Below are 23,779 nucleotides of genomic sequence, written 5' to 3'. Positions count from 1 at the left end.
TCAATACGATTTCAGGTATTCATTCGATGGTGTCAAACCACTTGCTGGGAAAATTGCAGGCGATGCAGATTGGCATATGCGCCGTTGGCATCCAATAATTGCTGGTGATTGCCGGTTTCCATTATTTTCCCGTGTGACAATACCACGATACGGTCCGCCCGTTCAATTGTTGATAGCCGATGAGCAATAACTAAGGTGGTTTTACCTTGCATCAGGTGCTCCAGTGCCGCTTGCACGGCCCGTTCCGCCTCCGTATCCAGTGCCGAGGTGGCTTCATCGAGGATCAGGATGGGCGCATCCTTGTAGATCGCGCGGGCGATAGCGACGCGCTGGCGCTGGCCGCCGGACAGGCGCGAGCCGTTGTCGCCCAGGCGCGTTTCCAGGCCGTCGGGCAAGCCATCGATGACGTCAGACAGGAAGGCGGCGGCCGCCGCCGCTTCGACGCGCTGCCGATCCGGGGCGGCGTCGCCATACGCGATATTGGCGGCAAGGGTATCGTCGAACAACACCACCTGCTGACTGACCATGGCGATCTGGCTGCGCAGGCTCGTCAGGGCGATGGCATCGATATTCTGCCCATCGAGCAAGATTTCACCACTGCTGGCCGAGTAAAAGCCGGGCAGCAGGCTGACCAGGGTCGATTTTCCACCACCGGACATGCCGACAAAGGCGACCGTTTGTCCTGGCGCGATGCTCAGATCGATGTGTTGCAGGGCCGGTTCCGGATGTCCGGGATAGGCAAAGCTCACGTCCTTGAATTCGATGCGGCCTTTGCTGCGGCCAGCGAGCGGCTTGCCGCCCGTGCGTTCCGGCGTCTTGTCGATCAGCTGGAAGACTTCCTCGGCGGCGGCCATGCCGCGCTGCAGGGGGCCGTTGACTTCGGCCAGTTGCTTCAAGGGCGTCAGCAGCATCAGCATGGCCGTGATGAAGGATACGAAACCGCCGACCGTGATTTGACCCTGCTCCGACTGGAACAGGGCCATCACGATGACCAGAGCCACGGCGGCGGCCGTGATCACCTGGGTGATGGGCACGGTGGCGGAAAAGGTCGTGGTCATGCGCATGCTGTAGCGGCGCAATTGCTCGGCACGCTCTTCGAAGCGCGCCTTTTCGTAGTCCTGGCCGCCGAAGATCTTGATCACTTGCTGCGCGCGCGTGGTTTCCTCGATGACCTGGGTCAGCTCGGCATTGACGGCCAGCGAGTCGCGGTTGAGTTTTTTCAGGCGCTTGCCCGTGGTGCGTACGACGATGGTCAGCAGAGGCAGCAGCACCAGGGTGACCAGGGTCAGCACCCAGTTCAGGTACAGCAGCCACGCCAGCAGGCCCAGCACGGTCAGCGAGGAGCGCACGATCGAGGTAAATACTTTGGTCACCATTTCAATGATCTGCTGCACTTCGAACATGATGGAGTTGATGACTTTGCCAACCGTATGCGTGTTGTAGAAGTCGATGGGCAAGTTCAGCATGCTGGCAAACATCCTGCGCCGCAACTCGTTGAGGATGCGCGTGGAGACATAGCTCATCAGGTAACTGCTGGCAAACGTCGATGCGCCGCGCATGGCAAAGATACCGATGACGATCAGCGGCACCAGCCAAAAGGAAAAATCGACCTTGCCACCAAAGCCATTGTCGAGCAGTAACTTGAGCGCATACGGCAACAGCGGTTCCGTGGCCGCCGTGACGACCATTGCCAGCAGAGCCAGGGCCAGATGTTTCTTATAGGGCGCGTGCAGCGCGGTGAGGCGCTTCAGGTCGGGCGTGAGCATCGGTATGGTTCCTTGCAGGGGACAGCAAAAACGGTCAGGCGGAAAACGAGTTCAGACAGTGCGTTCTTGCTGGCGCAGCATAGCCCACAATATCACCATCGGGAAAACCAGCATGATGATGCCGATATTCAGGGTGAGCGAACTCGTTGTCAGGCCAAAAATCATATAACAGGTGCACAGTACTACGCCTGCCAGCGCATATGGCTGGGCTGGCGCGGCATCGTGGCGCAGGGCGCGGGCAAATAGGACCCATGGAACGAGGAAGAGTGCCAGCAAGGCCAGGACACCGATAATGCCGCGCTTGACCAGGGCATCGAGGTAGTCGTTGTGGGCATTGGTATGGTCTTTAATAACCGCATTCATTTTGCCTGCGTCAGCCAGCTGTTGCTTTGCAGCCAAATAACCATTGCGGCCCATGCCGAGCCAGATATGGTTACTTGATAAGGTCAATGCTGTGCGCCACATTTCCATGCGCTGGCCAATGGACGTGGTCACATTATCGCTGTCCTGGAACTGTTTGATGTCATTGACAGCCACCGCCACGCGCTGGGGCACGCGGGAGTTGGGAAGTGTGTAGGCAAGTATGCACGCCGCCAGCAGTGTACCGAGCATAGCGGCCAGATAGCGTGCGCCGCGGCCTTTCGAATAATAGTACGAAAAAAGGCAGCCACAGACGGGTAATACCAGCCAACCGCCGCGACTGCCGCTGACGACAGAGCCGAGGACTCCGGTCAAAGCGCCGGCCAGCAAAAAGATGGACCATGTCATGCGATGGCGCTGCTCTTGTGCCCAGCCCAGCCCGCACAGGGCCAGCATTCCAAGCAGCATACTGACATTACCGTAGTGAATGGCATTGCTGGTTGCAGCTTGTGGTCGTTCAAGGTGCAATACGATTAATTGCCAAAATGCCATTGCTGCTCCCATCATGGCGCCGATGGCCAGGCCGCCCCACCATGCTGATGGCCGGGGCGGATATGCCAGCAGCAACAGCAGGACGGGTACGGCCAGCAGCGCGCGCAATGGCATGTCGAGTTCGCGCGCTGGATCGGCGTGGTACAGCATATTCGCGGTGTAAACGAAGAAATACAGTAGCAACGTGCCCAAGAGCAGGTAATCTCGCCGTTGCAGGTTCAGACGGGGGCGTTTCCATAGCAGCCAGCTGCTGGCCAGCAGGAGCACCAGTGCACCAAGGGAATATCCGCTGTTGACAGCCAGCGCCAATGCCGAAAAAAGAAACACACAAACAGAAGTCAGGCCGAGCATGAAAATCCTTGTTAACGCACGTCGTCGCCACAATGACAACTGTAGCAACATAAAGTAGGCGCCATTGTAATCGAAGGCAGTGGCAAAAACGCCCCTGAGAAATGTGATTTTCTATACCTATATGGGCGGCCTCAAGGGCAGAAATGAAAAAACCATGGTTTTAAGCCATGGTTTTTTTGTAAGCAATGGTAACTTGCCGTTAATTTGCCAAGGCCGGCAGGCCTGTCATGCGTATCAGGCGCTGGCCGGCACGCGGGTGGCCACGCCTGTGGCGATGGCTGCTTGCGACACGGCAGGCGCGACCCAGCTGCGCAGGCGCTCGTCGAACGGCGACGGAATCAGTTGCAGCGGCGTCAGCGCGCTGGTGGTGTGGCCCGGCAGCGGTTCCTTGGCCAGCGCGGCGATGGCGCGCACGCAGGCCAGCTTCATTTCTTCGTTGATGGTGGTGGCGCCCACGTCGAGCGCACCACGGAAGATGTACGGGAAGCACAGCACGTTGTTGATCTGGTTCGGGTAGTCAGAACGACCCGTGGCAACGATGGCGTCGTCGCGCACGGCATGCACTTTTTCCGGCGCGATTTCCGGATGCGGATTGGCCAGGGCGAAGATCAGCGGCTTGGCGGCCATCGATTCAACCATCTGCGCGCTGACCACGCCGCCCTTCGAGACACCGATGAAGATGTCGGCGCCGACCATGGCGTCGGCCAGGTCGCGGTCGCTCGTGTCATTCGCGTAGCGCGCCTTGTTCTCTTCCATGCTGGCATCGCGGCCCGGGTAGATCACGCCCTGGCTGTCGCACACTTTCAGCAGCGACTTGTTCAGGCCCAGCGAGACCAGCAAGTCGAGGCAGGCAATCGACGCGGCGCCAGCACCCGAGACGGCCACCTTGACGCTGCCAATGTCCTTGCCCACCAGTTCCAGGCCGTTCAGGATGCCGGCCGCGACGATGATGGCCGTGCCGTGCTGGTCGTCGTGGAAGACGGGAATGTTCATACGTTTGCGCAATTGCTGCTCGATATAGAAGCAGTCCGGCGCCTTGATGTCTTCCAGGTTGATGCCGCCGAAGGTCGGCTCCATGCGCACCACGGTGTCGATGAACAGGTCGGGATCGTTCTCGGCCAGTTCGATGTCGAACACGTCGACGTCGGCAAATTGCTTGAACAGGCAAGCTTTGCCTTCCATCACCGGTTTGCTGGCCAGCGGGCCGATATCGCCCAGGCCCAGCACGGCCGTGCCATTCGTGATCACGGCCACCAGGTTGCTGCGCGAGGTGTAGATGCCGGCCGTGCGCGGATCTTCGACGATGGCTTCGCAGGCGAAGGCCACGCCTGGCGAGTACGCCAGGGTCAGGGCGCGGGCGTCGCCCAGCGGTTTGGTTGGCGTGACGGAAATCTTGCCTGCGCGGGGTTCGGCGTGATAGGCGAGGGCGGCTTCTTTCAGGTTGAAAGTTTCGCCATTCTGGTCGGCGTGCTTGCTGTGGGAAGTAGACATAAGAATTCTGGGAAGGGCATACAGGGCCCGAGTGGTCAATCCGGGCCATGTTATGCAAGCGTTTGCACGCTGTCAAGGCTGGATTGTACTTAAGAGTCTCAAAACCGCTTTAGGCAACGGCATTATTTCAATGCAAGCGTTTGCTCGGTTTTTGACGGGAAGGGGAATTTTTACGATAAAATCACGGTATTGCGATCCGGGAAGCCCATGACAAACAAGAACCCCACCTTAAGCGACGTTGCACGGGCCAGCGGTGTGCACTTTTCCACCGTCTCGCGCGTGATGAATCCGGAAACGCGGCAAATGGTCAGCGCTGAGGTGGCCGCGCGCGTGCTGGCCGAAGCGGGCCGGCTCGGCTACCGGCCGAACCGCGCCGCCTCCACCCTGGTCACTCGCAAGTCGCGCATCATCGGCGTGGTCTTGCCCGACATTACCAACGCCGTGTTTCCACCGATTCTGCTGGGTATCGAGGAAGGCTTGCGCAAGCATGGCTACCTTGCCATCGTCGCCAACGTGGGTGCCGACGAGGAAGAACAGCTGTTCGTCATCAACCGGCTGCTGGGGCAGCAGGTCGATGGATTGATCCTGGCCACGGCGCGCCGTCACGATCCCGTCATCAAGATGTGCATCGACCAGAATGTGCCTGTCGTCACCGTCAACCGCAGCGACGAGACGGGCGTCGCTTCCTGCGTCGTTAGCGACGACGTGGTCGGCATGCGCCTGGCCGTCGAGCACTTGCTGGCGCTGGGTCACCGCCATATCGCGCACATTGCCGGGCCGGAAAACCTGTCCACGGGCCACGTGCGCCGCCTCGGTTTTCTGGCCGCCATCCAGGCCAGCGAACTCGATCCCTCACAGGCGTTCGTGTTTGAAAGCAGCGGCTATTCGCGCGAATGCGGCAAGGCAGCCCTGCTGGCGCTGCTGCGCCAGTCGCCGCAGACGACGGCCGTGGTGACCGGCAGCGACCTGGTTGCCCTCGGCTGCTACGACGCCATCCGCGAACTGGGCTTGAGTTGCCCCGAGGATATTTCCGTGGTGGGCCACAACGACATGCCGTACATGGACATGATCCGTCCACCCCTGACCACCATCCGCATCCGCCACCACGGCATCGGCACGGAAGCGGCGCGGCTGATCCTGCAAACCATAGCCTCGCCCGATTCCGCGGTGCTCGACGTGCGCCTGAAGCCGGAATTGGTGGTGCGCGAATCGACGGCGCCGCCGCGCGCTTGAAGCACATCCGTTCTCCTGTTTTCCATTCCACTGGCGAACATATGGTTACATGCAGGATCGTCCTGCATCATCTGCTATAGTGAAATGCCCGACGCTATCGTTGGCCTGGCCTTGCCGGCCATATCGGCCATATCGGCCATATTGGCCGGTTCAACGAGGTTCATCCGCGCCCAATCCCACGTGATCTCACTTGACTAAGGAAATAAATTGAAAATACCTTCTCCCCGTAAGATTCGCATGGCGCTCCTCGTGTTCAGCGTCGCCAACTTGCTGATGCTGTCTGGCTGCACTTGGCCGATCTTTAGAAACTGAGCCATCGGCGCCAGCCAGTACTGGATCAAGTACGCTTTCCGCTGTTGCCGCATGGTGTTAAACTGGCGGCCCTCATTGTTTCCCTTGCCCTCCATCGCCATGACAAAAACCACCACGCCTCCCGCCAAACGCCGCGAAGAGGGCGCCGTCAAGCTGACCGTCAATCCCTTCCTCGATGCCGAATTCTATGCGCGCATGCGCGATTACACGGAGCGCGACGCCGCCATCATCAAGGAATTGAAGGCGATCGCCGAAATCCGCGCCGGCAACAAGCAGCCCGATCCCCGCCTGGCCCCATCCTTGGCTGCCCTGCGCGGCACCGTCAAGAAAGGCCTGTCCTTCGGCGAGATGCTCGACCGTATGGCGGCCGGCAAGGAAAAAGGCTTGTGGGCAGCCTGGATGACGACCTTCGGCATTGAAATTCGCGCCATCAGCTATGCGCCCACCGGCCCGCGCAATGCCTGTCTGGTGCTGGACCTGGCCGCAAATGCGCCGGCGCATGCCATGTTTGCCAAGGCTGGCGTGCAGAACTGGCGCAGCATGGCCGCCGACGACTGCGCCGTCGTGCGCTCGGAAAAGGCGACAGTCACGACGCCCTTGAAGGTGTACGCCGTGTTCTACCTGGATCCACTGCCGGCCTGAACCAGCAGCACTACCGCCAGCACGATCAGCATCACGCCCGACAACCGTTCCAGCAACGGCAGCGCGCGCGCAAAGCGCTGCCGCAGGGCGGTGCTGCCGATGGCCAGCGCCACTGTCATATCCCACGCCAGCACGGCAAATACCATCCACGCACCATACGCCAGCATCGCAGCGGGGCTCGTCTGCCTGCCGGCCAGCACGGTGGCCAGGCTGACGTAGAACAGCGCATTCTTCGGGTTCAGGATGGCGGAGACAAACCCCATCACAACGCCGCCGCGCCAGCGCGCCTTGCCGGTGGCGGGCTTTGTATCCAGGCTGCTCTTGCCCGCATGGCGCAAGAACAGCCAGCCCAGATACAGCAGATAGGCGCATCCTGCCAGCCGCACCACCATGAATGCCGTACTGCCCGCTCGCAGCACCGATAGTCCTCCAAATGCCGCCACGATAAACACCGCATTGGCTGCGGTAATGCCCATGCACGTGCCGGCGGCGGCGCGCCAGCCGTGGGCCAGCGAGGTGCGCGCGATCAGGAAAAAATCGGGACCCGGCGACAGCAAGGAAAGAAAGTGGGCGGCGGCGAGGAAGAGGAAATCGTGCATGGAGTTTGGCTCCGGCAATGGCGATGCGCGAGTATGCAGGGGCTGAAGGCAGCCTGTATTGAAGAAAATTGCGGGCGTCTCAGCTGCCCTGGCCGCGATAGCGCCCCGGCGTGATGCCCGCATGTGCCTTGAAGACACGCTGCAGATGGCTCTGGTCGGCAAAGCCCAGTTCATGCGCCAGCGGCGCCAACGCCGTCCCTGCCTGTAAGCGGCTGCGCGCGCGGTTGACGTGCATATTTAGCTGGTAGGCGTGCGGCGTCAGGCCCGTGGCGGCACGGAAGGCGCGGATCAATTGATATGGGCTCAGGCCTGCCGCTTCTGCCAGTTGCCGCAGGCTGGCCGAGGGCTGTGCCTGCAGCGTTTTGAGCACGGGCGCCAGTTGCTGCGGCAGCGGCTTGCGTTCCGAGGGCAGCAGGTTTGCACAGGCGCTGGCGCAAGCGCTCAGAAACGCCAGCAGCGCCGCATCCTTCTCTGCCGCGCTGGCCGTTGAAAACAGCAGCGCATTCATGGCACAAAACTGTGCGTACAGCAGCGGGCAGTGCAACACCGCCGCCGTGTCGCCATCGAGCGCCGGCGCGTGTGCTTGCAGCCACTGCGCATCGAGATGCAGCATCTGGTAGCTCCAGAGGGCGTCAGGCAGGGCATTGCAGGCGTGCACGCAGCCGGCCGGCACCAGCACCAGGCTGCCGACGCGCAGCGGCGTCTGGCGGCCATGGCTGCCCGTAAACACGCTGCCGCCGGCATCGACGGCGCCAATCGAAAACGTGGGATGGCTGTGCGGCTTGTAGCACGCCCGGCTGTGGCAGGCGCGCCGGCTCTCCACGTGGGGCAGAGCCGGGTCGCGCCAGAAGAAGGTAGTGCCCGGCATGGCTACATCAGGATGACGTCGTACTGCTCCTGGTGGTAGGCATTTTCCACCTGCAGCGAGATTTTCTTGCCAATGAAATCACCGAGCATGGCCAGGTGCTGCGATTCTTCTTCGAGGAACAAATCCACGACTTCCTGCGAGGCGAGGATGCGGAACTCGCGCGGGTTGAACTGTTTTGCCTCGCGCAGCAGTTCGCGCAGGATTTCATAGCAGATGGTGCGCGAGGTTTTTACCTGTCCCTTGCCGGCGCAGGCGGGGCACGGTTCGCACAGGATGTGGGCGAGCGATTCGCGCGTGCGCTTGCGCGTCATTTCCACCAGGCCCAGCGGCGAGAAATTGCTCACCGACACCTTGGTGCGGTCGCGCGACAGGGTGCGTTTCAGTTCGGCCAGCACGGCGTTGCGGTGCTCGGCGTTATCCATGTCGATGAAGTCGAGGATGATGATGCCACCCAGGTTGCGCAGGCGCAGCTGGCGCGCGATGGCATGTGCCGCTTCCAGGTTGGTCTTGAAAATCGTGTCGGCGAAATTGCGTCCGCCCACAAAGCCGCCCGTATTGACGTCGATGGTGGTCATCGCTTCCGTCTGGTCGACGATCAGGTAGCCGCCCGATTTCAGGTCGACCCGGCGCCCCAGCGCGCGCAGGATTTCCTCTTCCACTCCATATAAATCGAACAGCGGGCGCTCGCCCGTGTAGTGCTGCAGACGCGTCAGTTCGCTGGGCGTGTAGATTTCCGCGAATTCGCGCAATTTCACATAGTTTTCGCGCGAGTCGACCTGGATGGTGGCCGTTTCATCGCCGACGAAATCGCGCAGTACGCGCTGCGCCAGGCTCAAGTCCTGGTGCAGCAGGCTGGTGGCGGGACGCGTGCGCGCGCCGTGCGTGATGGTGCTCCAGGTTTTGCGCAGGTAGTCGACGTCCGCCTTCAGGTCCGCGTCGGAAGCGTCCTCGGCCATGGTACGCACGATGTAGCCACCTTTTTCATCGGGCGGCAGCAGGCTTTGCAGGCGCACGCGCAACTGCTCGCGTTCCGCTTCCTTTTCGATTTTCTGCGAGATGCCGATGTGCTTGTCTTGCGGCAGGTACACCAGCATGCGCCCGGCGATGGAAATCTGCGTCGACAGGCGCGCGCCCTTGGTGCCGATCGGGTCCTTGATCACCTGCACCGTCAGCACCTGGCCGTCGAACAGGATTTTTTCAATGGGAGCGGGCGTGGCGTTCTGGCCATCGTGGCCGCGCGCTTCCCAGATGTCGGCCACGTGCAGAAAGGCGGCGCGCTCCAGGCCGATGTCGATGAAGGCCGATTGCATTCCCGGCAACACCCGCACCACTTTGCCGGAATACACATTGCCGGCCAGGCCGCGCGTGAGCGTGCGCTCGATGTGCAATTCCTGCACGGCGCCCTGCAAGATGAGGGCGACGCGGGTTTCTTGCGGCGTGATATTGATCAGGATGTCTTCGTTCATGGAGGCGCGGGAGTGGAGGCAACGAATGACATCATACCCGTGTTCAGGGCAAGGGCACACCTGCTAGCCTTAGCAACTGTGCAGTTTCGTACAGAGGCAGGCCCATGATGCCGGAATGGCTGCCTTCTATATGCTCGACGAACAGCGCGGCGCTGCCCTGGATGCCGTAGCCGCCGGCCTTGTCATACGGCTCCGGCGTGGCGCAATACGCGGCGATGGCGGCGGGCGACAGCACACCGAAGCGCACTTGCGACACCTGCGTGCGCTGCTCGGCGAAGTTCTTGTAGTGCACGGCGATCGAGGTGAGCACCTGGTGCGTGCGGCCCGACAGCTGCTGCAGCATGGCTACGGCTTCCGCCCGGTCGGCCGGTTTGCCGAGGATGACGCCGTCAATGGTGACGGTGGTGTCGGCCGCCAGCACGGGGCGCGGGGTCAGGTGGCGGCGGCGTACCAGGTCCCAGGCGAAGGCGGCTTTTTCATTCGACACGCGGGCGACATAGTCGAGCGCCGATTCGCCAGCGAGGATTTCCTCGGTGACGTCGGCGCCGCGCGGGCCGTCGCTGCGCAGCAGCAGCAATTCGAAATCGATGCCGATCTGGCGCAGCAGTTCGCGCCGGCGTGGGCTTTTGGAAGCAAGGTAGATCTTGTGATCAGCCGTTTTCATGGGGAGTTCAGACGCGGTGGTAGGGGTGGTTTTGCGTGATCGACCAGGCACGGTACAGCTGCTCGGCGAGGATCACGCGCACCACGCCGTGCGGCAGGGTCATGCTGGAGATGCGCAGCATGCCTTCGGCACGCGCCTTGAGCTGCGGATCGAGGCCGTCGGCGCCGCCGATCAGGAAAGCCGTGTCGCGGCCATCCTGCTGCCACGCCATCAACTGCTGCGACAGGCCGACGCTGGTCAGGTCCTTGCCGCGTTCGTCGAGGGCGATGATGCGCACGCCCTTGGGCAGGACGGCTTCGATGCGTTCGCGTTCCAGCGCCATCGCCGTAGCGGCGGTCTTGCTGCCGGAACGCTCCACCGGCTTGATTTCTTTCAGCACGATGCGCAGTTCCGGTGGCATGCGCTTCGCGTATTCCGCGAAGCCCGTCTCTATCCAGGCCGGCATTTTATGGCCGACCGCAGCGATGATGAGCTGCATCGAGGCTTACGCTTCGACTTTTTTGATACGCTTGATCACGGTTTTTGCCGGTGCAGCATCGGCTGCCGGCTTGGCCGCGCGTGGGGCGCGCACTTTTTTCTCTGGCAGCGCTTTCAGGGCTTTCACGGCAGCTGCTTCGGTCTTGGTAGGTGCGATTTTCACGGTCTTGCCGACAGCTTTCGATGCGGCTTTTTTCGCCGGGGCTTTCTTGGCGGCGGTGGCTGCCGTGGCTTTCTTGGCCGGTGTCTTTTTCTCGATCACGGGCGAAACTTCGACCTTGGCCTTGCTGGCCGCCAGATGGCCGCTGATTTTCTTCGGCTCGTCGTCGCTGGCTTTTTTCGGTGCGCGCTTGGCGGCACCCAGCTTGATCGGGGTGTCGCCCCAGATTTCTTCCAGGCGGTAGTAGGCACGGATAGGCGCTTGCATGATGTGGACGATCATGTCGCCCAGATCGACCAGTACCCATTCACCCGTTTCCTCGCCTTCCATGCCGATGATTTGGCCGCCAGCGTCCTTGACCTTGTCGCGCACCGAGGCGGCCAGCGCCTTGGTTTGACGGTTCGAGGTACCGGAGACGATCGCGATGCGGTCGAACAGGCTGGTCAGGTGACTCGTTTCGAAGACGGCGATGTCTTGGCCTTTGACGTCTTCAAGGGCGTCAACGACGAGGGTTTGCAGTTTTTTGATGTCCATTTAGCTTTTGTATAAATTATGTTGTTCAATATAGTCTAGCACTAGCGGGGAAACAAGCGAGTTTGCCCGATTCCCCCGTTGTAATGCCGCACGTATTTCGGTGGCGGAGATATCCACCGCGAAGTCCTGTGCCAGATAAGTCAGACCGTGCGGCGTGTTGCGGATGCTTTCCAGAGACCCCAGGCGGCGCGAAAATTCGTCGGCGACCACTTGCGGTACTGCTGTGTCATTCAGCGCGAAGCCGGGGCGGGCCGCGACGCAGATATGCGCGTATTCAAATAATTGCTGCCATTCGCGCCATGTCGCGAGCCGCTGCAGCTGGTCGGCGCCCATCAGGAAAACGATGGAAGCGCGCGGTCCCAGTTCTGCGCGTACCTGGCGCAAGGTATCGATGGTGTAGCTGGCCTGGCCATGTTCGCTGCGCTCGATTTCCTGGCGGTCGATCACCACAGGCAGGGGCAGGCCGGCAAACGCCAGGCCGGCCATCTCGGCGCGCTGCTGGCCGGTGGCGCCCAGATTGCCTTTTTGCCAGGGCGCGCCTGCCGGAATCACGCGCAGCTCATCGGCGTGCAACAGGCTGGAAAAATGCGTGCCCAGCGCGACATGCCCTATGTGAACCGGATCGTAGCTGCCGCCCAGCAGCGTCACGCATGCCGTACTACCTTCGGTCACGCCTGCAGCCAGTCGCGATGCACGAGGAAGTCAGTATACAACGCCGCTTCGGGACTGCCCGCTTCCGGGTGCCAGTCGTAGCGCCACTTGACCACGGGCGGCATCGACATCAGGATCGCCTCGGTGCGTCCGCCCGACTGCAGCCCGAACAGGGTGCCGCGGTCGAACACCAGGTTGAACTCGACATAGCGTCCGCGCCGGTAGCACTGGAAATCGCGTTCGCGTTCGCCGTAGGGCGTGTCCTTGCGCCGCGCCAGGATCGGCACATAGGCGTCAATGAAGGCATCGCCGGCGCTGCGCAGCATGGCAAAGCTGTTGTCAAAGCCCAGGGCATTGAAGTCGTCGAAGAAGATGCCGCCGGCGCCGCGCGCTTCGCGCCGGTGCTTCAGGTAGAAATAATCGTCGCACCACTGCTTGAACTTCGGATGCAGTTCCGCGCCAAACGGCGCCAGCGCATCATGGCACACCTGGTGGAAGTGCTTCACGTCGCCCGCGTCGCCATAATACGGCGTCAAATCCATGCCGCCACCGAACCACCATACGGGTTCGCCAGCGGCATTCACGGTGCTGAAAAAGCGCACATTCATGTGCACCGTCGGTGCGTAGGGATTGCGCGGATGCAGCACCAGCGACACGCCCATTGCTTCCCACGCCTTGCCACCCAGTTCAGGGCGCGCGGCCGCGGCCGATGGCGGCAGTGCGGCGCCGGTGACGTGCGAAAAATTCACGCCGCCACGCTCGAACACATTGCCTTCCTCGATCAGCCGCGAAATGCCGCCGCCACCCTCGGGGCGCTGCCAGGCATCGGTCAGGAAAGGCTTGCCGTCCTGCGCTTCGAGCGCCTGCACGATACGGCTTTGCAAATCGAGCAAATAAGCCTTGACGGCCGAAGGGGAGGGAGTTGACGACATCGCGTGGGCCGACGAGGCCGAAATAAAAAAGTAAGGACGGATTGTACCCTGTTACGCGTTTTTGTGATAGCGCGGCGCTTGCGCCGAGGTTTTGCGGCTGGCCGCGAGCACCGTCCGCGGCCAGCGCCTTCTACAGCATGCGCAATTGCTGCAGCACGGGTAGTTTGTCCTGCAGGAATTCATCAATGGCGGCGTTGAGCAGCTGCTGGTGCGCCGCCTCGTCGACGCATGCCACTCCCTCCTTGAGCAGGCGGCGCCCGCAGCGCGCCATGGCGCTGGCCGCCTGCGCCTGCAGGGTGGCCAGGTCCGGCTGCTCCCGCTCCTGGATCAGCAGCGAAAACAGCAGCCGGGCGATGAATTCCGTGTCGATACCGCTGCCTGTCAATGGCGAGCACAGGATGCGGTAGTCGTCGCCGTAGCGCAGCTGAGCGCCGATGGCCTGGTTCAGGCGGCGCGCGGCTGCGTCGCCGCCGTCGCCCTGCGCCCCACTCGGGAAATACATCACGACCTGGCTGCCGGTGACCAGCATGGCCGCCACCTCCGCCAGGCTTTGGACACTCTGGCCGGGCAAGGAGGGCAGTGCCGCCAATTCGGCCAGGCTGCGCGGGCCGGTCGCCAGTGCGTCGCATACGGCGCCGTAGACCTGCTCGTTTCCTGTCACTACGCCGGCTTTGGTCTGAAAGGTAAAGGTCATTTTTGCGCGCGGCACCAGCATGGCCAGGTGCACGTTGGCGTGACATTCGGCCTGGCGCACGGCCCCCATGCGGCGCGCGCCCCGCACCAGCACATCCTTGCGGAAGCTGGTATTGAGAAAATAATCCTTCACTGTTTCGCGCATGGCCGCATCGGGCAGCAAGTCGATGGTGGCTTGCTGGTCGGCGTTCAGATACAGCTCGGGAAAGGCAAAAGGCAGGTCGGCGGAGCCGGCAAAATCGAGCTTGGCGCGCGCCACATCGCGCATTACGTCGGCGTGGTACAGCGGCTCCCAGTTCTGGTTCAGGTATTCATGCACGCTGTAATGGGGATCGCTGTTGATGAGCGCATTGAGGCGCGGCGCGAGTGCGGGATTGTCCGCGATGTAGCCAGCCTGCAGGTTCTGCAACTGCTGCACATAGGCGATCCCAGCCTGCATCTGCAAGTCGCTGCGCCCGGGGAAGCTGGCGGAAAATTCCAACAGCAGGCGCTGCAGGGGCAGGGCGGAACTCCATCCCGGCATGGCGTTATAGCTGAGCGAAACGATACCGCCCGGTTTCAGATAGCGCGCAATGAAGTCGACGATATGCTGGCGGTTCTCCCGGTTGACCCAGGTGTAGATGCCGTGCAGGGTAATGAAGTCGAACTGCGGCAGATCGGGCACGCGGCCCTGGGCCAATTCTTCAAAGCTGTTTTCCAGCAGGGTCAGATTGCTTGACCGGGCCTCTGCCGCCAGGGCGCGTGCGCCAGCGACATGCGCCGGATTGAAATCGTTGCCGTAGAACTGGCCGTTGGCATTGGCCGCTGCCAGGACGTTGAGCGTCTGGCCGCGGCCGAAGCCCAGCTCAAAGTAGGTGTAGGGCTGATCCAGGGGCACCGGTTCGATGCCGTTGAGGATGCAGCTGAAATTGAGGTGATGCGGACTCAGGTCGCTGTAAAAACCGTTGGTGTACTCGATATCCGACACGTATCCTTCATTCCAGGCCATGGCTTCCCCGCATTGGTGGCAAAACACCAGTATGCCATCATGACCACCGGCGCGGGAAGTGCGTAGTGGTTCAGCGCGCCGGCGGCGTGGCGTCGTCCTGTACCACCGTGACGGACAGGTCCGGCCCGGTGCCGGGCAGGCGCGCACTCTCCACTGCCTGCGCGGCGCGCTGCTGCAGATCGCGTCGCTCGACGCCCTGCTCTGCGATAGGGGCGGGAGAGGGCGCCTGCTTGCTGATAATGGCGCTGGCCGCAAAGGCCAGTGCCAGCACCAGCAGCGCGGCCATCACCCAGGTTCCCGGGCGCGCATAGACGGGGCGCTCCCGGCGGGCCTGGCGCGCGGCGGCGTTGACGATGATGCGGCCCAGCTCCGAGCCGTGCTGGCGCGTGCGCAGTAATTCGAATTGCTGCGCCGTCAAGGTGCCTTGCCGGAGCATGTCGCGCAGGGCGGCGATGGGCGAGGCGAGCAGGCGGTCCCCGGGCAAGCTGGCGTGGGCGGCGTCGCGCTGCCACTGGTCGATCACATCCTCGTCATACAGGGTGTCGATGGCCTGGCGGTTGACCTGGCGCAGCGCGTCGGCGGCCAGTTGCTGGCGTTCGAGCAGGGCCGCACCGCCATGCCGGCGCGGCAGCTCCTGCATGCGCCGCAGGAAGTCGTCCTGCGGCAGCAGGTCGGTGCGCAGCAGCCATGCCAGGGCCTCGGCGGGACCTGTGCCGGCGGCCAGCCGTGGCATGTCGATGTCGTCATCCTCGTCCAGGGCGAGGATCTCCAGTTCGGCGATGGCGTCGTCGAGTTCATTGTCCGTGATCAGGCGCAGTTGGCGCAGTTCGGCGAGTGCAGGATGGGGGGGACTGGTCATGGGCTGCAACTTTGTCTGAAAGGCAAAATCTTAGCGCAAGGCCCGTTTTCCCGGCGCGCCTATGCAAACGGGGCCGGGGCGGATGCATTCCGCGCCGGCCCCGCCATTTGCCGCCAAGGGGCGTGCTTGGTGCCTGGTGCTTAGTGCTTCAGGCCGCGCCAGCCGATGTCGCGGCGGTACTGCGCACCGTCGAAATGGATTTTTTCCACGGTTTCATACGCCTGCTTCTGCGCCATCTTGATGCTGTCTCCCAGGCCCACCACGCACAGCACGCGCCCGCCGTTGGTGACCAGGCGTTCGCCCTCGATGCGGGTGCCCGCATGGAAGGTGACGGAGTCGACGGTTTCGGCCGGGATGTCGCCAATCGGCGTACCCTTGACGGGATCGTCCGGGTAGCCGGCGGCGGCCATGACGACGCCGACAGCCGTGCGGCGGTCCCATTCCAGTTCCACCGCATCGAGCGTGCCGTTGACGGCATGTTCCATGACGGTGACCAGGTCGGTCTTCAGGCGCGCCATGATCGGTTGCGTTTCCGGATCGCCCATGCGGCAATTGAATTCCAGCGTCTTCGGCGTGCCCTTGTCGTCGATCATCAGGCCGGCGTACAGGAAGCCCGTAAACGTGATGCCGTCCTTGGCCATGCCCTGGATGGTCGGATTGATGATTTCGCGCATGACGCGTGCATGCATGGCCGGCGTGACGATGGGGGCCGGCGAATACGCGCCCATGCCGCCCGTGTTCGGGCCCTGGTCGTGGTCCTTCAGGCGTTTATGATCCTGGCTGGTGGCCAGCGGCAAGATGTTCTTGCCGTCGCACATGACGATGAAGCTCGCTTCTTCTCCAGCGAGGAATTCCTCGATGACGATGCGCGCGCCGGCGTCGCCGAACTGGTTATCGGACAGCATCATGTCGACCGCCTGGTGCGCTTCTTCCAGGGTCATGGCAACGACCACGCCCTTGCCGGCGGCCAGGCCGTCGGCCTTGATGACGATCGGCGCGCCCATGGCGTCGATGTAGGCATGCGCGGGCGCGACGTCGGAAAACGTCTGGTAGGCGGCTGTCGGTATGCCGTGGCGCTGCATGAAGGCCTTGGCGAAGTCTTTCGACGATTCCAGCTGCGCCGCCTCTTTCGTCGGGCCGAAGATTTTCAGGCCGCGCGAGCGGAACAGGTTGACGATGCCCGCTGCCAGCGGCACTTCCGGACCGACGACCGTGAGGCCGATGTGTTCCTGCTGAACGAAGTCGGCCAGCAATTGAGGGTCGCTGATGTCGAGATTGACCAGGCGCGCATCGCGCGCGGTGCCGCCGTTGCCCGGCGCGACATACACCATCTGTATGCGTTCGGACTGGGCCAGTTTCCAGGCCAGGGCGTGTTCGCGGCCGCCAGAGCCGACTACCAGAATTTTCATAGGGACCGTTCGTTCAGTGTGGGTTGCAGGGCGGCGGTGCCGCCCTTGAGGTGTACAGCTGTATTTTTTGCTTAGTTCTCGATCAGGGCATTCGTAAACACTTCCTGTACATCGTCCAGCAGCTCCAGCGCATCGATCAGCTTTTGCATCTTGATGGCGTCGTCGCCCGCGTACACGGTTTCCGTCGCCGGCTTCATGATGACTTCGGCCACTTCGGCCTTGAAGCCGGCCGCTTCCAGCGCTTCCTTGACGGTGGCGAAATCGTGCACAGGAGTGATCACTTCGAAGCCGCCTTCCTCGTCGGCGATGACGTCGTCGGCGCCCGCTTCCAGGGCCGCTTCCATCAGCTTGTCTTCGTCGGTGCCCGGCGCGAACAGCAATTGGCCGCAGTGCTGGAACATGAAGGCGACCGAGCCTTCGTTGCCCATGTTGCCGCCATTCTTGTTGAAGGCGTTGCGCACTTCGGCCACCGTGCGCACCTTGTTGTCGGTCATGCATTCGACGATGACGGCTGCGCCGCCCACGCCGTAGCCTTCGTAGCGCACTTCTTCGTAGTTGGCGCCATCGACGCCGCCGCTGCCGCGGTTGATCGCGCGCTGGACGTTGTCTTTCGGCATGTTCGCGTCAGCCGCCTTGTCGACCGCCAGGCGCAGGCGCGGATTGGTGATGGCGTCGGCGCCGCCCATGCGGGCCGCAACCGTGATTTCCTTGATCAGGCGCGTCCAGATTTTGCCGCGCTTGGCATCGGTGGCAGCCTTTTTATGCTTGATATTGGCCCATTTGCTATGTCCTGCCATGTCGAATCTTCCTTAGACGAGGTGTTCAATTGTGGCCGACATTTTAGCATATCGGCCCCCTGCGAAGCGGCATGGACCCGTCATCAGGATGACACAATCTGTTGCTAAAGTGACGCGCTTTCACCATATCGAGGGCGCGACATCATGGCAAGTCAAATGGACAGGCGGCAATTTCTGAAATTCGGCGGCGCACTTGGCACATTTATTACCGTGTCAGTGGCCACTGCCGGCCTAGCCGCCTGCGGCAGCACCGATTACAGCGATCCTGGCGTGCCGCTGGCATCGGGCAGCGACTGGAAATTCCCGCAAAGCGTTGCCTCGGGTGATCCGCGCGCCGACAGCGCCATGCTGTGGACGCGCGTCGTGCCCGCCAGTTTTGACGCCGTCGCGCCCGCCGTGGCCGGCAAGTCCGACGTGGCCGTGCGCCTGATCGTCAGCGCCAGCGACAATACGGCTGCCCTGGGCGGCAACACGGCCCTGGCCGGCACGCCCATCGTCGACGCCAAGCTGCCGCTGAAAGCCGATTTTGACAATACCCTGCGCCACAAGGTGACGGGCTTGCAGCCGGGGCAGGTGTATTTTTACCAGTTCATCGCCGGCGACGTGCGCTCGAACGTGGGCCGCTTCAAGACGGCGCCCGCCGCCACGGCCGACGTAGCGCAGTTGCAGTTCGCCTACCTGACGTGCCAGGACTGGAGCATCAACCACTGGGGCGCGCTGTCGCACATCGCCGCCAATGAAGCGCTCGATTTCATCGTCCACCTGGGCGATTACATCTATGAAACGGTGGGCGAGGCCTTCCAGAGCGGCGCCGTGGAAAGCCGCCACGACCGCTTGATCCTGCCGGACGGCACGTACAAGAGCGGCACGTCCGGCGCGAAATATGCCACCACGGTGGCCGACTACCGCTACCTGTACAAGAAATACCGCACCGATACGCGCCTGCAAGCCGTGCACGAGCGCTTCGCTTTCATCGCCATCTGGGACGACCACGAGTTCACGGACGACGCCTGGCAGGACGCGTCCACCTATGAAGGCATCGTGGCGACGGACGGCAGCGACCTGCACCAGCCGGCCCGTCGCCGCAGCGCCAACCAGGCGTGGTTCGAATACATGCCGGCCGACGTCACCTTCGACGCCGCCGCGACAACGTTCCAGAATATCCAGATTTACCGCGATTTCCAGTTCGGCAAACTGATGCAACTGGTGATGACGGACGAGCGGCTGTACCGTGCCGACCATGCGATTGCCGAGTCGACCATCAACCCCGCCACGGGCAAGCCGCTGGGCAGCATCGGCAGCCGCTACCTGGTGCCGCAAACGCTGTTCGACAGCGTGGAAGGGCAGAAAATGGCGGCCGCCACGAAAGCCGGCACGGACCCGCTGGCGGCCGCCGGCATGCTGGGCACGACCCAGCGTGACTGGTGGAAGGGCAAAATGAAGGCGGCCACGTCGACCTGGAAGCTGTGGGGCAATGAAGTGTCGCTGCTGCGCATGGGCCTCAATGGCACGGATGCGATTGCCACCTTGCTGGCGTTGAGCGCCATATCGAATGTGGGCCAGGCCATTGCCAGCACCCTGCCACTGGTGGGCGGCAGCGTGCCGCTGGCGTCCGCCATCGTGGCCGCCTCGACGGCGGGCGCATCGACAACTGTGGCGCAAGCCGCGGCCATGGCGATTGCCGGCGTGGCAGCGAACGCCAGCGCGCAGGGCGCCGCCGCCGTGGGCGCCGGCTTGAGCGCGGCCCAGGCCGGCATCACGGTGGCCGCCTACAACAGCGGCTCACCGGCCGCAGCCGCACAAGTGATCGCCTTCGGCTGGATCAAGCCCGACGTGCAGGCCAAGGGCGCCGCGTCGAGTTTTGTCGCCGCGTCCGGCCAGCAAGCGGCGCTGACGCCATTTTTCACGCGTTTCCTGCTCAATTGCGACCAGTGGGATGGCTACAACAGCGAGCGCAAGAATTTGATGGCGCACCTGAAAAACAATGCCATCGGCAACGTGGTGGCGCTGACCGGCGATATCCACTCGTTTTTTGCCGGCACCGTCAGCGACGACTTCGACGCGGCCGGTGGCGGCACGCCCGTGATGGTGGACCTGGTCTCGGCCGGCGTCAGCTCGGACTCCTTCTTCAGCTATCTGAAGTCGGCCGCCGGCGCCATGGGCGATATCGGCACCCTCGTCAGCTATCCGCTGGCCATTCCCGTCACGGGCCTGGGCACGCTCAATCTCGACATCAACCTGCTCGACTACACCATGGGCAAGGCGACGCCCACCGTCGACAGCCTGCTGGAGCAATTGCGCGTGCAACTGCGCGGCGCCCTGGCCGCCAAGGGCGTGGCGGAAGCGCAACTCGACGCCACGGTCGCTAGCGTGCAGGCGGGCTTGAAAGCAAGCACTGACTTCAATACAATCCTGCTGGGCCTGGCGCAGCAATTGTCCGGCCTGGGCAACAATCCATGGATCAAGCATCTGAATACGGATGCGCAGGGCTACACGGTGGTCACCTTGACGCCGGGCAAGCTGGTGGCGCAGTTCAAGCAGGTGAATAAACTGATCGGCACGGCGGCGCCAAGCAGCGTGATTGCGCGCGTGACGACGGCGACGGTCACGGCGGGTGTGGCGGCAGTGGTGGTGGCGTAAATGTAAGCCCAAAGCAAGGGCCGGGGTCAGACGGGGACGCCGAGTCCCGTCGGGTCTGACCCCAACTTTTGCCTTACAATCTGGGCATGAGCTCCAGTTCCCCGCAAGCCACCCCATCTTCGCTTCCCCGTTCCGTCTACCTCGGGGGCCTGGCCATCGCCGTGGGCGGGGCGGTGCTGTTTTCCACCAAGGCCATCGTCGCCAAGCTGCTGTACCGCTACCAGATCGACGCCGTCACCCTGATCGCCTTCAGGATGATTTTCTCGCTACCCGTGTTCGCCGTCATCGCCTGGTGGAAGATGCGTACGCAGCCGCCGTTATCAAACAGCGACCGCTGGCGCCTGGTCGGGCTGGGCCTCGTCGGCTACTACCTGTCCAGCTATCTGGATTTTCTGGGATTGCAATATATTTCCGTAGGGCTGGAACGCTTGATTTTGTTCCTCACGCCCACTTTCGTGCTCTTGATTACCACCGTGTACTTCAAACAGCGCATCAGCCGCCTGCAATGGATGGCCCTGTTCACCTCGTATTGCGGCATCGTGCTGGTCTTCGTGCACGACTTGCAGGGCGGCGCCAGCAATGTGGCGCTGGGGTCCACCCTGGTGCTGGGTTCGGCCTGTTCGTATGCCGTGTATCTGCTGGGCTCGGGCGAACTGGTGAAGCGCATCGGCTCCATGCGCCTGGTCAGCTACGCGATGTGCGTGGCCAGCTTTGCCTGCATCGCCCAATTCTTCATCCTGCGCCCCGTCGAGTTGCTGATTCAGCCCATGCCCGTGTATGGCTTGTCCTTGCTGAACGGCATCTTTTGTACGGTGATGCCCGTCTTCATGACGATGATCGCCGTCGAGCGCATCGGCGCGCCCGTCGCCTCGCAAGCGGGCATGATCGGCCCCGTGTCGACCCTGTTCCTGGGCGCCATGATCCTCGATGAACCGATCACCAACTGGCAACTGGCAGGCACCAGCCTGGTATTGGCCGGTATTTACTTGCTGTCGAAAAAGAAATAATTCTTCCACCCACTGAAAATGCTCCCAACATGAAAACACGCATCGCCCTGATTGCCCACGACAAGAAAAAAGATGACATGATTACCCTGGCGGGCGAATACCTGGATTTTTTGAAGGGCTGCGAACTGTCGGCCACGGGTACCACGGGCGGCCGCCTGATCAACGAGCTGGGCTTGCAAGTGGAGCGCAAGCATTCCGGCCCGTTTGGCGGCGACTTGCAGATTGGCTCGCTGCTGGTGGAAGGCTTGATCGATTGCGTGATCTTCCTGCGCGATCCGATGACGCCGCAGCCGCACGAGCCGGACATCAACGCCCTGGTGCGCGCCTGCGACGTGCACAACGTGGCGTGCGCGACGAATCTGTCATCGGCGCACATGGTGCTGTCGCAGCTGCAGGCGCGGGCCGTTGCTGCCGCCTGATTCACCCAGACAAGGAGATGAGTATGAGCGCAACGATTACCACCAAAGCCATCCGCGTACAGCGCGTGGGCGGCCCGGAAGTGATGGAGTATGTGGATGTGGAGCTGGCGCCGCCCGGTCCCGGCGAGGCGCGCGTCAAGCATGAAGCCATCGGCCTCAATTTCATCGACGTGTATTTCCGCTCGGGTTTGTATCCGCAGCCGCTGCCCAATGGCCTCGGCGTCGAGGGTGCGGGCATCGTCGAGGCGGTGGGCGAGGGCGTCACGGAAGTCAAGGTCGGCGACAGGGTGGCGTATGCGGCGCGCATCAATGGCGCGTATGCGCAGCAGCGCAACTTGCCGGCGGCCCTGCTGCTGGCGCTGCCCGAGCGCATCGCTTTCGATACGGCCGCCGCCATGATGCTGCAAGGCTTGACGGTGCAATACCTGTTCCATCGCACGGTAGCCTTGAAAGCGGGCGATACCATCCTGTTTCACGCGGCTGCGGGCGGCGTGGGCCTGATCGCCTGCCAGTGGGCCAAGGTGCTGGGCGTAAACCTGATCGGCACGGCCGGCTCCGATGAAAAGGCGGCGCTGGCCAAGGCGCATGGCGCGGCCCACGTGATCAACTACAACAAGGAAAACTTCGTCGAGCGCGTGCGCGAGATCACGGGCGGCAAGGGTGTTTCTGTCGTCTACGATTCCATCGGCAAGGATACATTTACGGGCTCGCTCGACTGCCTGGCACCGCTGGGCATGATGGTCAGCTTCGGCAATGCCTCTGGCCCCGTGCCGGCGTTTACCCTGTCCGAGCTGGCCTCGCGCGGTTCGCTCTTCATCACGCGCCCCGCCCTGTTCAGCTATGCCTCCAACCGCGTGAACCTGGAAGAGATGGCCGCCTCGCTGTTCGGCGTCGTCAGCAGCGGCGAAGTGCAGATCGAGATCAACCAGCGCTACAGCCTGGCCAATATCGCCCAGGCGCACACGGACCTGGAAGGGCGCAAGACCACCGGCTCGACCATCATCGTGCCATGAGCGGCGCACATGATGGCACGCCGAAGTTCGGCCGCCTGCTGATCGTGCTGATGCTGGCTGTAGCGCTGATCGGCGTACTCACTTTTGCTGCCGAGGCGTATTACTCATAGGCATAAAACGCAGACATGAAAAAACCGGCTTGCGCATTGCTGCACCAGCCGGTTTTTTTTTACGTCAGTGACTTATTCCACTTTGACTTCCACCTTGCGCGGAACGCCGCTCTGGCCGGGGAAGTCGGCAAAGGCGCTCGCTACCATGGCCGGCATCACTTGCGACGTGGCGCGCTTGTTGCTGGTCGATTGCACGGTCACGTCGTACAGTTTCTTGCCGCTGCGGTCATTGATCGTCACGCGCAATTCGCGTTCGTATTGATGGCGCACGCTTTCTTCCACGTCCATCGGACCATACCAGTAGGGGTTATAGCCGAAGCGGCCATAGCCTGGCCACGCGCCGTAGCGGTAGCCATAGCGGCCAGGCCAGTAGCCAGGGCCATACCAGAATGGATCGGTGGCTTGCAGCACGCGCTCAGGATAGTCGACGGTGGAAAACTGCATCGCCACGCGCAAATTGGCTGCCGCCGGGCCGGAAGCTTCGCCGAAGCCGTGCTTGGCCAGTTCCGCGCGCACCAGGTTCTGGTAGCTGCGGTATTCCAGCGTGTCGTTTTCCGCCGCCGGTGCTTCAAACGCATACGATTTGTCCTGCAATTGCGCAGGCCACTCGTGGAAGACGGTCACGTCGCTGCGTATGGTGGTGGCGCATCCGGTCAGCAACACGGTCAATGCGGCCATCATGATGGTGAGATATCGTTTCATTGCATGATCTCCTGATAGTAGACGCAATTTATCGCTTATTATTATAAGAATAGTTCCATTTGTTTCCATGCATTATTACAGAAT

Annotated in this window: 21 protein-coding genes and 1 pseudogene; 6 read left to right on the top strand and 16 right to left on the bottom strand. The window is 62.3% G+C overall.

Annotation, left to right across the window (positions count from 1 at the left end; genetic code table 11):
• Positions 1 to 32: 32 nt before the first annotated feature.
• From msbA to ACQ4WL_RS05185, 3 genes and pseudogenes are all read right to left on the bottom strand, one after another.
• Positions 33 to 1,766 (bottom strand): lipid A export permease/ATP-binding protein MsbA, encoded by a 1,734-nt coding sequence (msbA, locus tag ACQ4WL_RS05195; protein WP_436508528.1) that lies wholly within the window; start codon positions 1,764 to 1,766, stop codon positions 33 to 35.
• A 51-nt stretch (positions 1,767 to 1,817) separates the two neighbouring features.
• Positions 1,818 to 3,029 (bottom strand): O-antigen ligase family protein, encoded by a 1,212-nt coding sequence (locus ACQ4WL_RS05190; protein ID WP_436508527.1) that lies wholly within the window; start codon positions 3,027 to 3,029, stop codon positions 1,818 to 1,820.
• A 252-nt stretch (positions 3,030 to 3,281) separates the two neighbouring features.
• Positions 3,282 to 4,520 (bottom strand): annotated as a pseudogene (locus ACQ4WL_RS05185) (malic enzyme-like NAD(P)-binding protein); the annotation flags it as partial.
• 207 nt (positions 4,521 to 4,727) lie between these two features.
• Here ACQ4WL_RS05185 and ACQ4WL_RS05180 point away from each other — a divergent pair.
• Together ACQ4WL_RS05180 and ACQ4WL_RS05175 are read left to right on the top strand one after the other, a co-directional pair.
• Positions 4,728 to 5,753: a LacI family DNA-binding transcriptional regulator gene (locus tag ACQ4WL_RS05180; RefSeq protein ID WP_436508526.1), complete on the top strand. Its 1,026-nt coding sequence runs from the start codon at positions 4,728 to 4,730 to the stop codon at positions 5,751 to 5,753.
• A gap of 411 nt (positions 5,754 to 6,164) precedes the next feature.
• On the top strand, positions 6,165 to 6,707 hold the full coding sequence (locus tag ACQ4WL_RS05175) for a hypothetical protein (protein ID WP_436508524.1): 543 nt from the start codon (positions 6,165 to 6,167) through the stop codon (positions 6,705 to 6,707).
• Here ACQ4WL_RS05175 and ACQ4WL_RS05170 read toward each other — a convergent pair.
• The 12 genes from ACQ4WL_RS05170 to ACQ4WL_RS05115 form a co-directional block, all read right to left on the bottom strand.
• Positions 6,683 to 7,306: a LysE family translocator gene (locus ACQ4WL_RS05170; protein ID WP_436508523.1), complete on the bottom strand. Its 624-nt coding sequence runs from the start codon at positions 7,304 to 7,306 to the stop codon at positions 6,683 to 6,685. The genes ACQ4WL_RS05175 and ACQ4WL_RS05170 overlap by 25 nt on opposite strands.
• Positions 7,307 to 7,385: 79 nt before the next feature.
• Positions 7,386 to 8,174: an AraC family transcriptional regulator gene (locus ACQ4WL_RS05165; protein ID WP_436508521.1), complete on the bottom strand. Its 789-nt coding sequence runs from the start codon at positions 8,172 to 8,174 to the stop codon at positions 7,386 to 7,388.
• A 2-nt stretch (positions 8,175 to 8,176) separates the two neighbouring features.
• Positions 8,177 to 9,640, bottom strand: a complete 1,464-nt coding sequence (rng, locus tag ACQ4WL_RS05160; RefSeq protein ID WP_034747098.1) for a ribonuclease G — start codon at positions 9,638 to 9,640, stop codon at positions 8,177 to 8,179.
• 43 nt (positions 9,641 to 9,683) lie between these two features.
• On the bottom strand, positions 9,684 to 10,304 hold the full coding sequence (locus ACQ4WL_RS05155) for a Maf family protein (RefSeq protein ID WP_436508520.1): 621 nt from the start codon (positions 10,302 to 10,304) through the stop codon (positions 9,684 to 9,686).
• 7 nt (positions 10,305 to 10,311) lie between these two features.
• Positions 10,312 to 10,782, bottom strand: a complete 471-nt coding sequence (gene rlmH, locus ACQ4WL_RS05150) for a 23S rRNA (pseudouridine(1915)-N(3))-methyltransferase RlmH (RefSeq protein ID WP_034747108.1) — start codon at positions 10,780 to 10,782, stop codon at positions 10,312 to 10,314.
• 6 nt (positions 10,783 to 10,788) lie between these two features.
• A complete protein-coding gene (rsfS, locus tag ACQ4WL_RS05145) occupies positions 10,789 to 11,475 on the bottom strand; it encodes a ribosome silencing factor (protein ID WP_426071435.1) in 687 nt (228 codons plus the stop codon).
• Positions 11,476 to 12,147 (bottom strand): nicotinate (nicotinamide) nucleotide adenylyltransferase, encoded by a 672-nt coding sequence (nadD, locus tag ACQ4WL_RS05140; RefSeq protein WP_436508519.1) that lies wholly within the window; start codon positions 12,145 to 12,147, stop codon positions 11,476 to 11,478.
• Entirely contained in the window at positions 12,144 to 13,058 is a 915-nt protein-coding gene (gene hemF, locus ACQ4WL_RS05135; protein ID WP_436508517.1) for an oxygen-dependent coproporphyrinogen oxidase, read from the bottom strand. Before hemF ends, nadD begins: the two co-directional genes overlap by 4 nt.
• Before the next feature lie 130 nt (positions 13,059 to 13,188).
• Positions 13,189 to 14,739: a class I SAM-dependent methyltransferase gene (locus ACQ4WL_RS05130; protein ID WP_436508516.1), complete on the bottom strand. Its 1,551-nt coding sequence runs from the start codon at positions 14,737 to 14,739 to the stop codon at positions 13,189 to 13,191.
• A gap of 70 nt (positions 14,740 to 14,809) precedes the next feature.
• A complete protein-coding gene (locus tag ACQ4WL_RS05125; RefSeq protein ID WP_436508514.1) occupies positions 14,810 to 15,598 on the bottom strand; it encodes a hypothetical protein in 789 nt (262 codons plus the stop codon).
• A gap of 140 nt (positions 15,599 to 15,738) precedes the next feature.
• The gene (purD, locus tag ACQ4WL_RS05120; protein WP_436508512.1) at positions 15,739 to 17,007 is read right to left on the bottom strand and encodes a phosphoribosylamine--glycine ligase; all 1,269 of its coding nucleotides are present in this window, start codon (positions 17,005 to 17,007) and stop codon (positions 15,739 to 15,741) included.
• Positions 17,008 to 17,078: 71 nt separating this feature from the next.
• The gene (locus ACQ4WL_RS05115) at positions 17,079 to 17,804 is read right to left on the bottom strand and encodes a YebC/PmpR family DNA-binding transcriptional regulator (protein ID WP_436508511.1); all 726 of its coding nucleotides are present in this window, start codon (positions 17,802 to 17,804) and stop codon (positions 17,079 to 17,081) included.
• 156 nt (positions 17,805 to 17,960) lie between these two features.
• Between ACQ4WL_RS05115 and ACQ4WL_RS05110 the strand changes: the two genes are divergently transcribed.
• From ACQ4WL_RS05110 to ACQ4WL_RS05095, 4 genes are all read left to right on the top strand, one after another.
• Entirely contained in the window at positions 17,961 to 20,444 is a 2,484-nt protein-coding gene (locus tag ACQ4WL_RS05110; RefSeq protein ID WP_436509092.1) for an alkaline phosphatase D family protein, read from the top strand.
• Between the two features lie 86 nt (positions 20,445 to 20,530).
• Positions 20,531 to 21,451, top strand: coding sequence for a DMT family transporter (locus ACQ4WL_RS05105; protein ID WP_436508509.1), 921 nt, complete (start codon positions 20,531 to 20,533; stop codon positions 21,449 to 21,451).
• A 29-nt stretch (positions 21,452 to 21,480) separates the two neighbouring features.
• Positions 21,481 to 21,870, top strand: a complete 390-nt coding sequence (locus tag ACQ4WL_RS05100; RefSeq protein ID WP_436508508.1) for a methylglyoxal synthase — start codon at positions 21,481 to 21,483, stop codon at positions 21,868 to 21,870.
• A 23-nt stretch (positions 21,871 to 21,893) separates the two neighbouring features.
• Positions 21,894 to 22,883, top strand: a complete 990-nt coding sequence (locus tag ACQ4WL_RS05095) for a quinone oxidoreductase family protein (RefSeq protein ID WP_436508507.1) — start codon at positions 21,894 to 21,896, stop codon at positions 22,881 to 22,883.
• Between the two features lie 182 nt (positions 22,884 to 23,065).
• On the opposite strand, the gene ACQ4WL_RS05090 is transcribed toward ACQ4WL_RS05095, so the two are convergent.
• Complete coding sequence (locus ACQ4WL_RS05090; RefSeq protein WP_436508505.1) at positions 23,066 to 23,695, bottom strand: DUF4136 domain-containing protein; 630 nt, start codon at positions 23,693 to 23,695, stop codon at positions 23,066 to 23,068.
• Positions 23,696 to 23,779 lie beyond the last annotated feature (84 nt).

The organism is Janthinobacterium kochi (assembly GCF_051380715.1).
Taxonomy (GTDB): domain Bacteria; phylum Pseudomonadota; class Gammaproteobacteria; order Burkholderiales; family Burkholderiaceae_D; genus Janthinobacterium.
This window is presented reverse-complemented; position numbering and strand designations above follow the sequence as displayed.

What these genes read in the sequence shown, in the direction of transcription:
- ACQ4WL_RS05175 (WP_436508524.1), top strand. Translation starts at nt 6,165, where the DNA reads ATGACAAAAACCACCACGCCTCCCGCCAAACGCCGCGAAGAGGGCGCC.
- ACQ4WL_RS05110 (WP_436509092.1), top strand. Translation starts at nt 17,961, where the DNA reads ATGGACAGGCGGCAATTTCTGAAATTCGGCGGCGCACTTGGCACATTT.
- ACQ4WL_RS05180 (WP_436508526.1), top strand. Translation starts at nt 4,728, where the DNA reads ATGACAAACAAGAACCCCACCTTAAGCGACGTTGCACGGGCCAGCGGT.
- ACQ4WL_RS05130 (WP_436508516.1), bottom strand. Translation starts at nt 14,739, where the DNA reads ATGGCCTGGAATGAAGGATACGTGTCGGATATCGAGTACACCAACGGT.
- ACQ4WL_RS05165 (WP_436508521.1), bottom strand. Translation starts at nt 8,174, where the DNA reads ATGCCGGGCACTACCTTCTTCTGGCGCGACCCGGCTCTGCCCCACGTG.
- ACQ4WL_RS05100 (WP_436508508.1), top strand. Translation starts at nt 21,481, where the DNA reads ATGAAAACACGCATCGCCCTGATTGCCCACGACAAGAAAAAAGATGAC.
- hemF (WP_436508517.1), bottom strand. Translation starts at nt 13,058, where the DNA reads ATGTCGTCAACTCCCTCCCCTTCGGCCGTCAAGGCTTATTTGCTCGAT.
- ACQ4WL_RS05090 (WP_436508505.1), bottom strand. Translation starts at nt 23,695, where the DNA reads ATGAAACGATATCTCACCATCATGATGGCCGCATTGACCGTGTTGCTG.
- ACQ4WL_RS05115 (WP_436508511.1), bottom strand. Translation starts at nt 17,804, where the DNA reads ATGGCAGGACATAGCAAATGGGCCAATATCAAGCATAAAAAGGCTGCC.
- rlmH (WP_034747108.1), bottom strand. Translation starts at nt 10,782, where the DNA reads ATGCAGCTCATCATCGCTGCGGTCGGCCATAAAATGCCGGCCTGGATA.
- ACQ4WL_RS05095 (WP_436508507.1), top strand. Translation starts at nt 21,894, where the DNA reads ATGAGCGCAACGATTACCACCAAAGCCATCCGCGTACAGCGCGTGGGC.
- ACQ4WL_RS05170 (WP_436508523.1), bottom strand. Translation starts at nt 7,306, where the DNA reads ATGCACGATTTCCTCTTCCTCGCCGCCGCCCACTTTCTTTCCTTGCTG.
- ACQ4WL_RS05105 (WP_436508509.1), top strand. Translation starts at nt 20,531, where the DNA reads ATGAGCTCCAGTTCCCCGCAAGCCACCCCATCTTCGCTTCCCCGTTCC.
- rng (WP_034747098.1), bottom strand. Translation starts at nt 9,640, where the DNA reads ATGAACGAAGACATCCTGATCAATATCACGCCGCAAGAAACCCGCGTC.
- rsfS (WP_426071435.1), bottom strand. Translation starts at nt 11,475, where the DNA reads ATGGACATCAAAAAACTGCAAACCCTCGTCGTTGACGCCCTTGAAGAC.
- ACQ4WL_RS05155 (WP_436508520.1), bottom strand. Translation starts at nt 10,304, where the DNA reads ATGAAAACGGCTGATCACAAGATCTACCTTGCTTCCAAAAGCCCACGC.
- ACQ4WL_RS05190 (WP_436508527.1), bottom strand. Translation starts at nt 3,029, where the DNA reads ATGCTCGGCCTGACTTCTGTTTGTGTGTTTCTTTTTTCGGCATTGGCG.
- msbA (WP_436508528.1), bottom strand. Translation starts at nt 1,766, where the DNA reads ATGCTCACGCCCGACCTGAAGCGCCTCACCGCGCTGCACGCGCCCTAT.
- purD (WP_436508512.1), bottom strand. Translation starts at nt 17,007, where the DNA reads ATGAAAATTCTGGTAGTCGGCTCTGGCGGCCGCGAACACGCCCTGGCC.
- ACQ4WL_RS05125 (WP_436508514.1), bottom strand. Translation starts at nt 15,598, where the DNA reads ATGACCAGTCCCCCCCATCCTGCACTCGCCGAACTGCGCCAACTGCGC.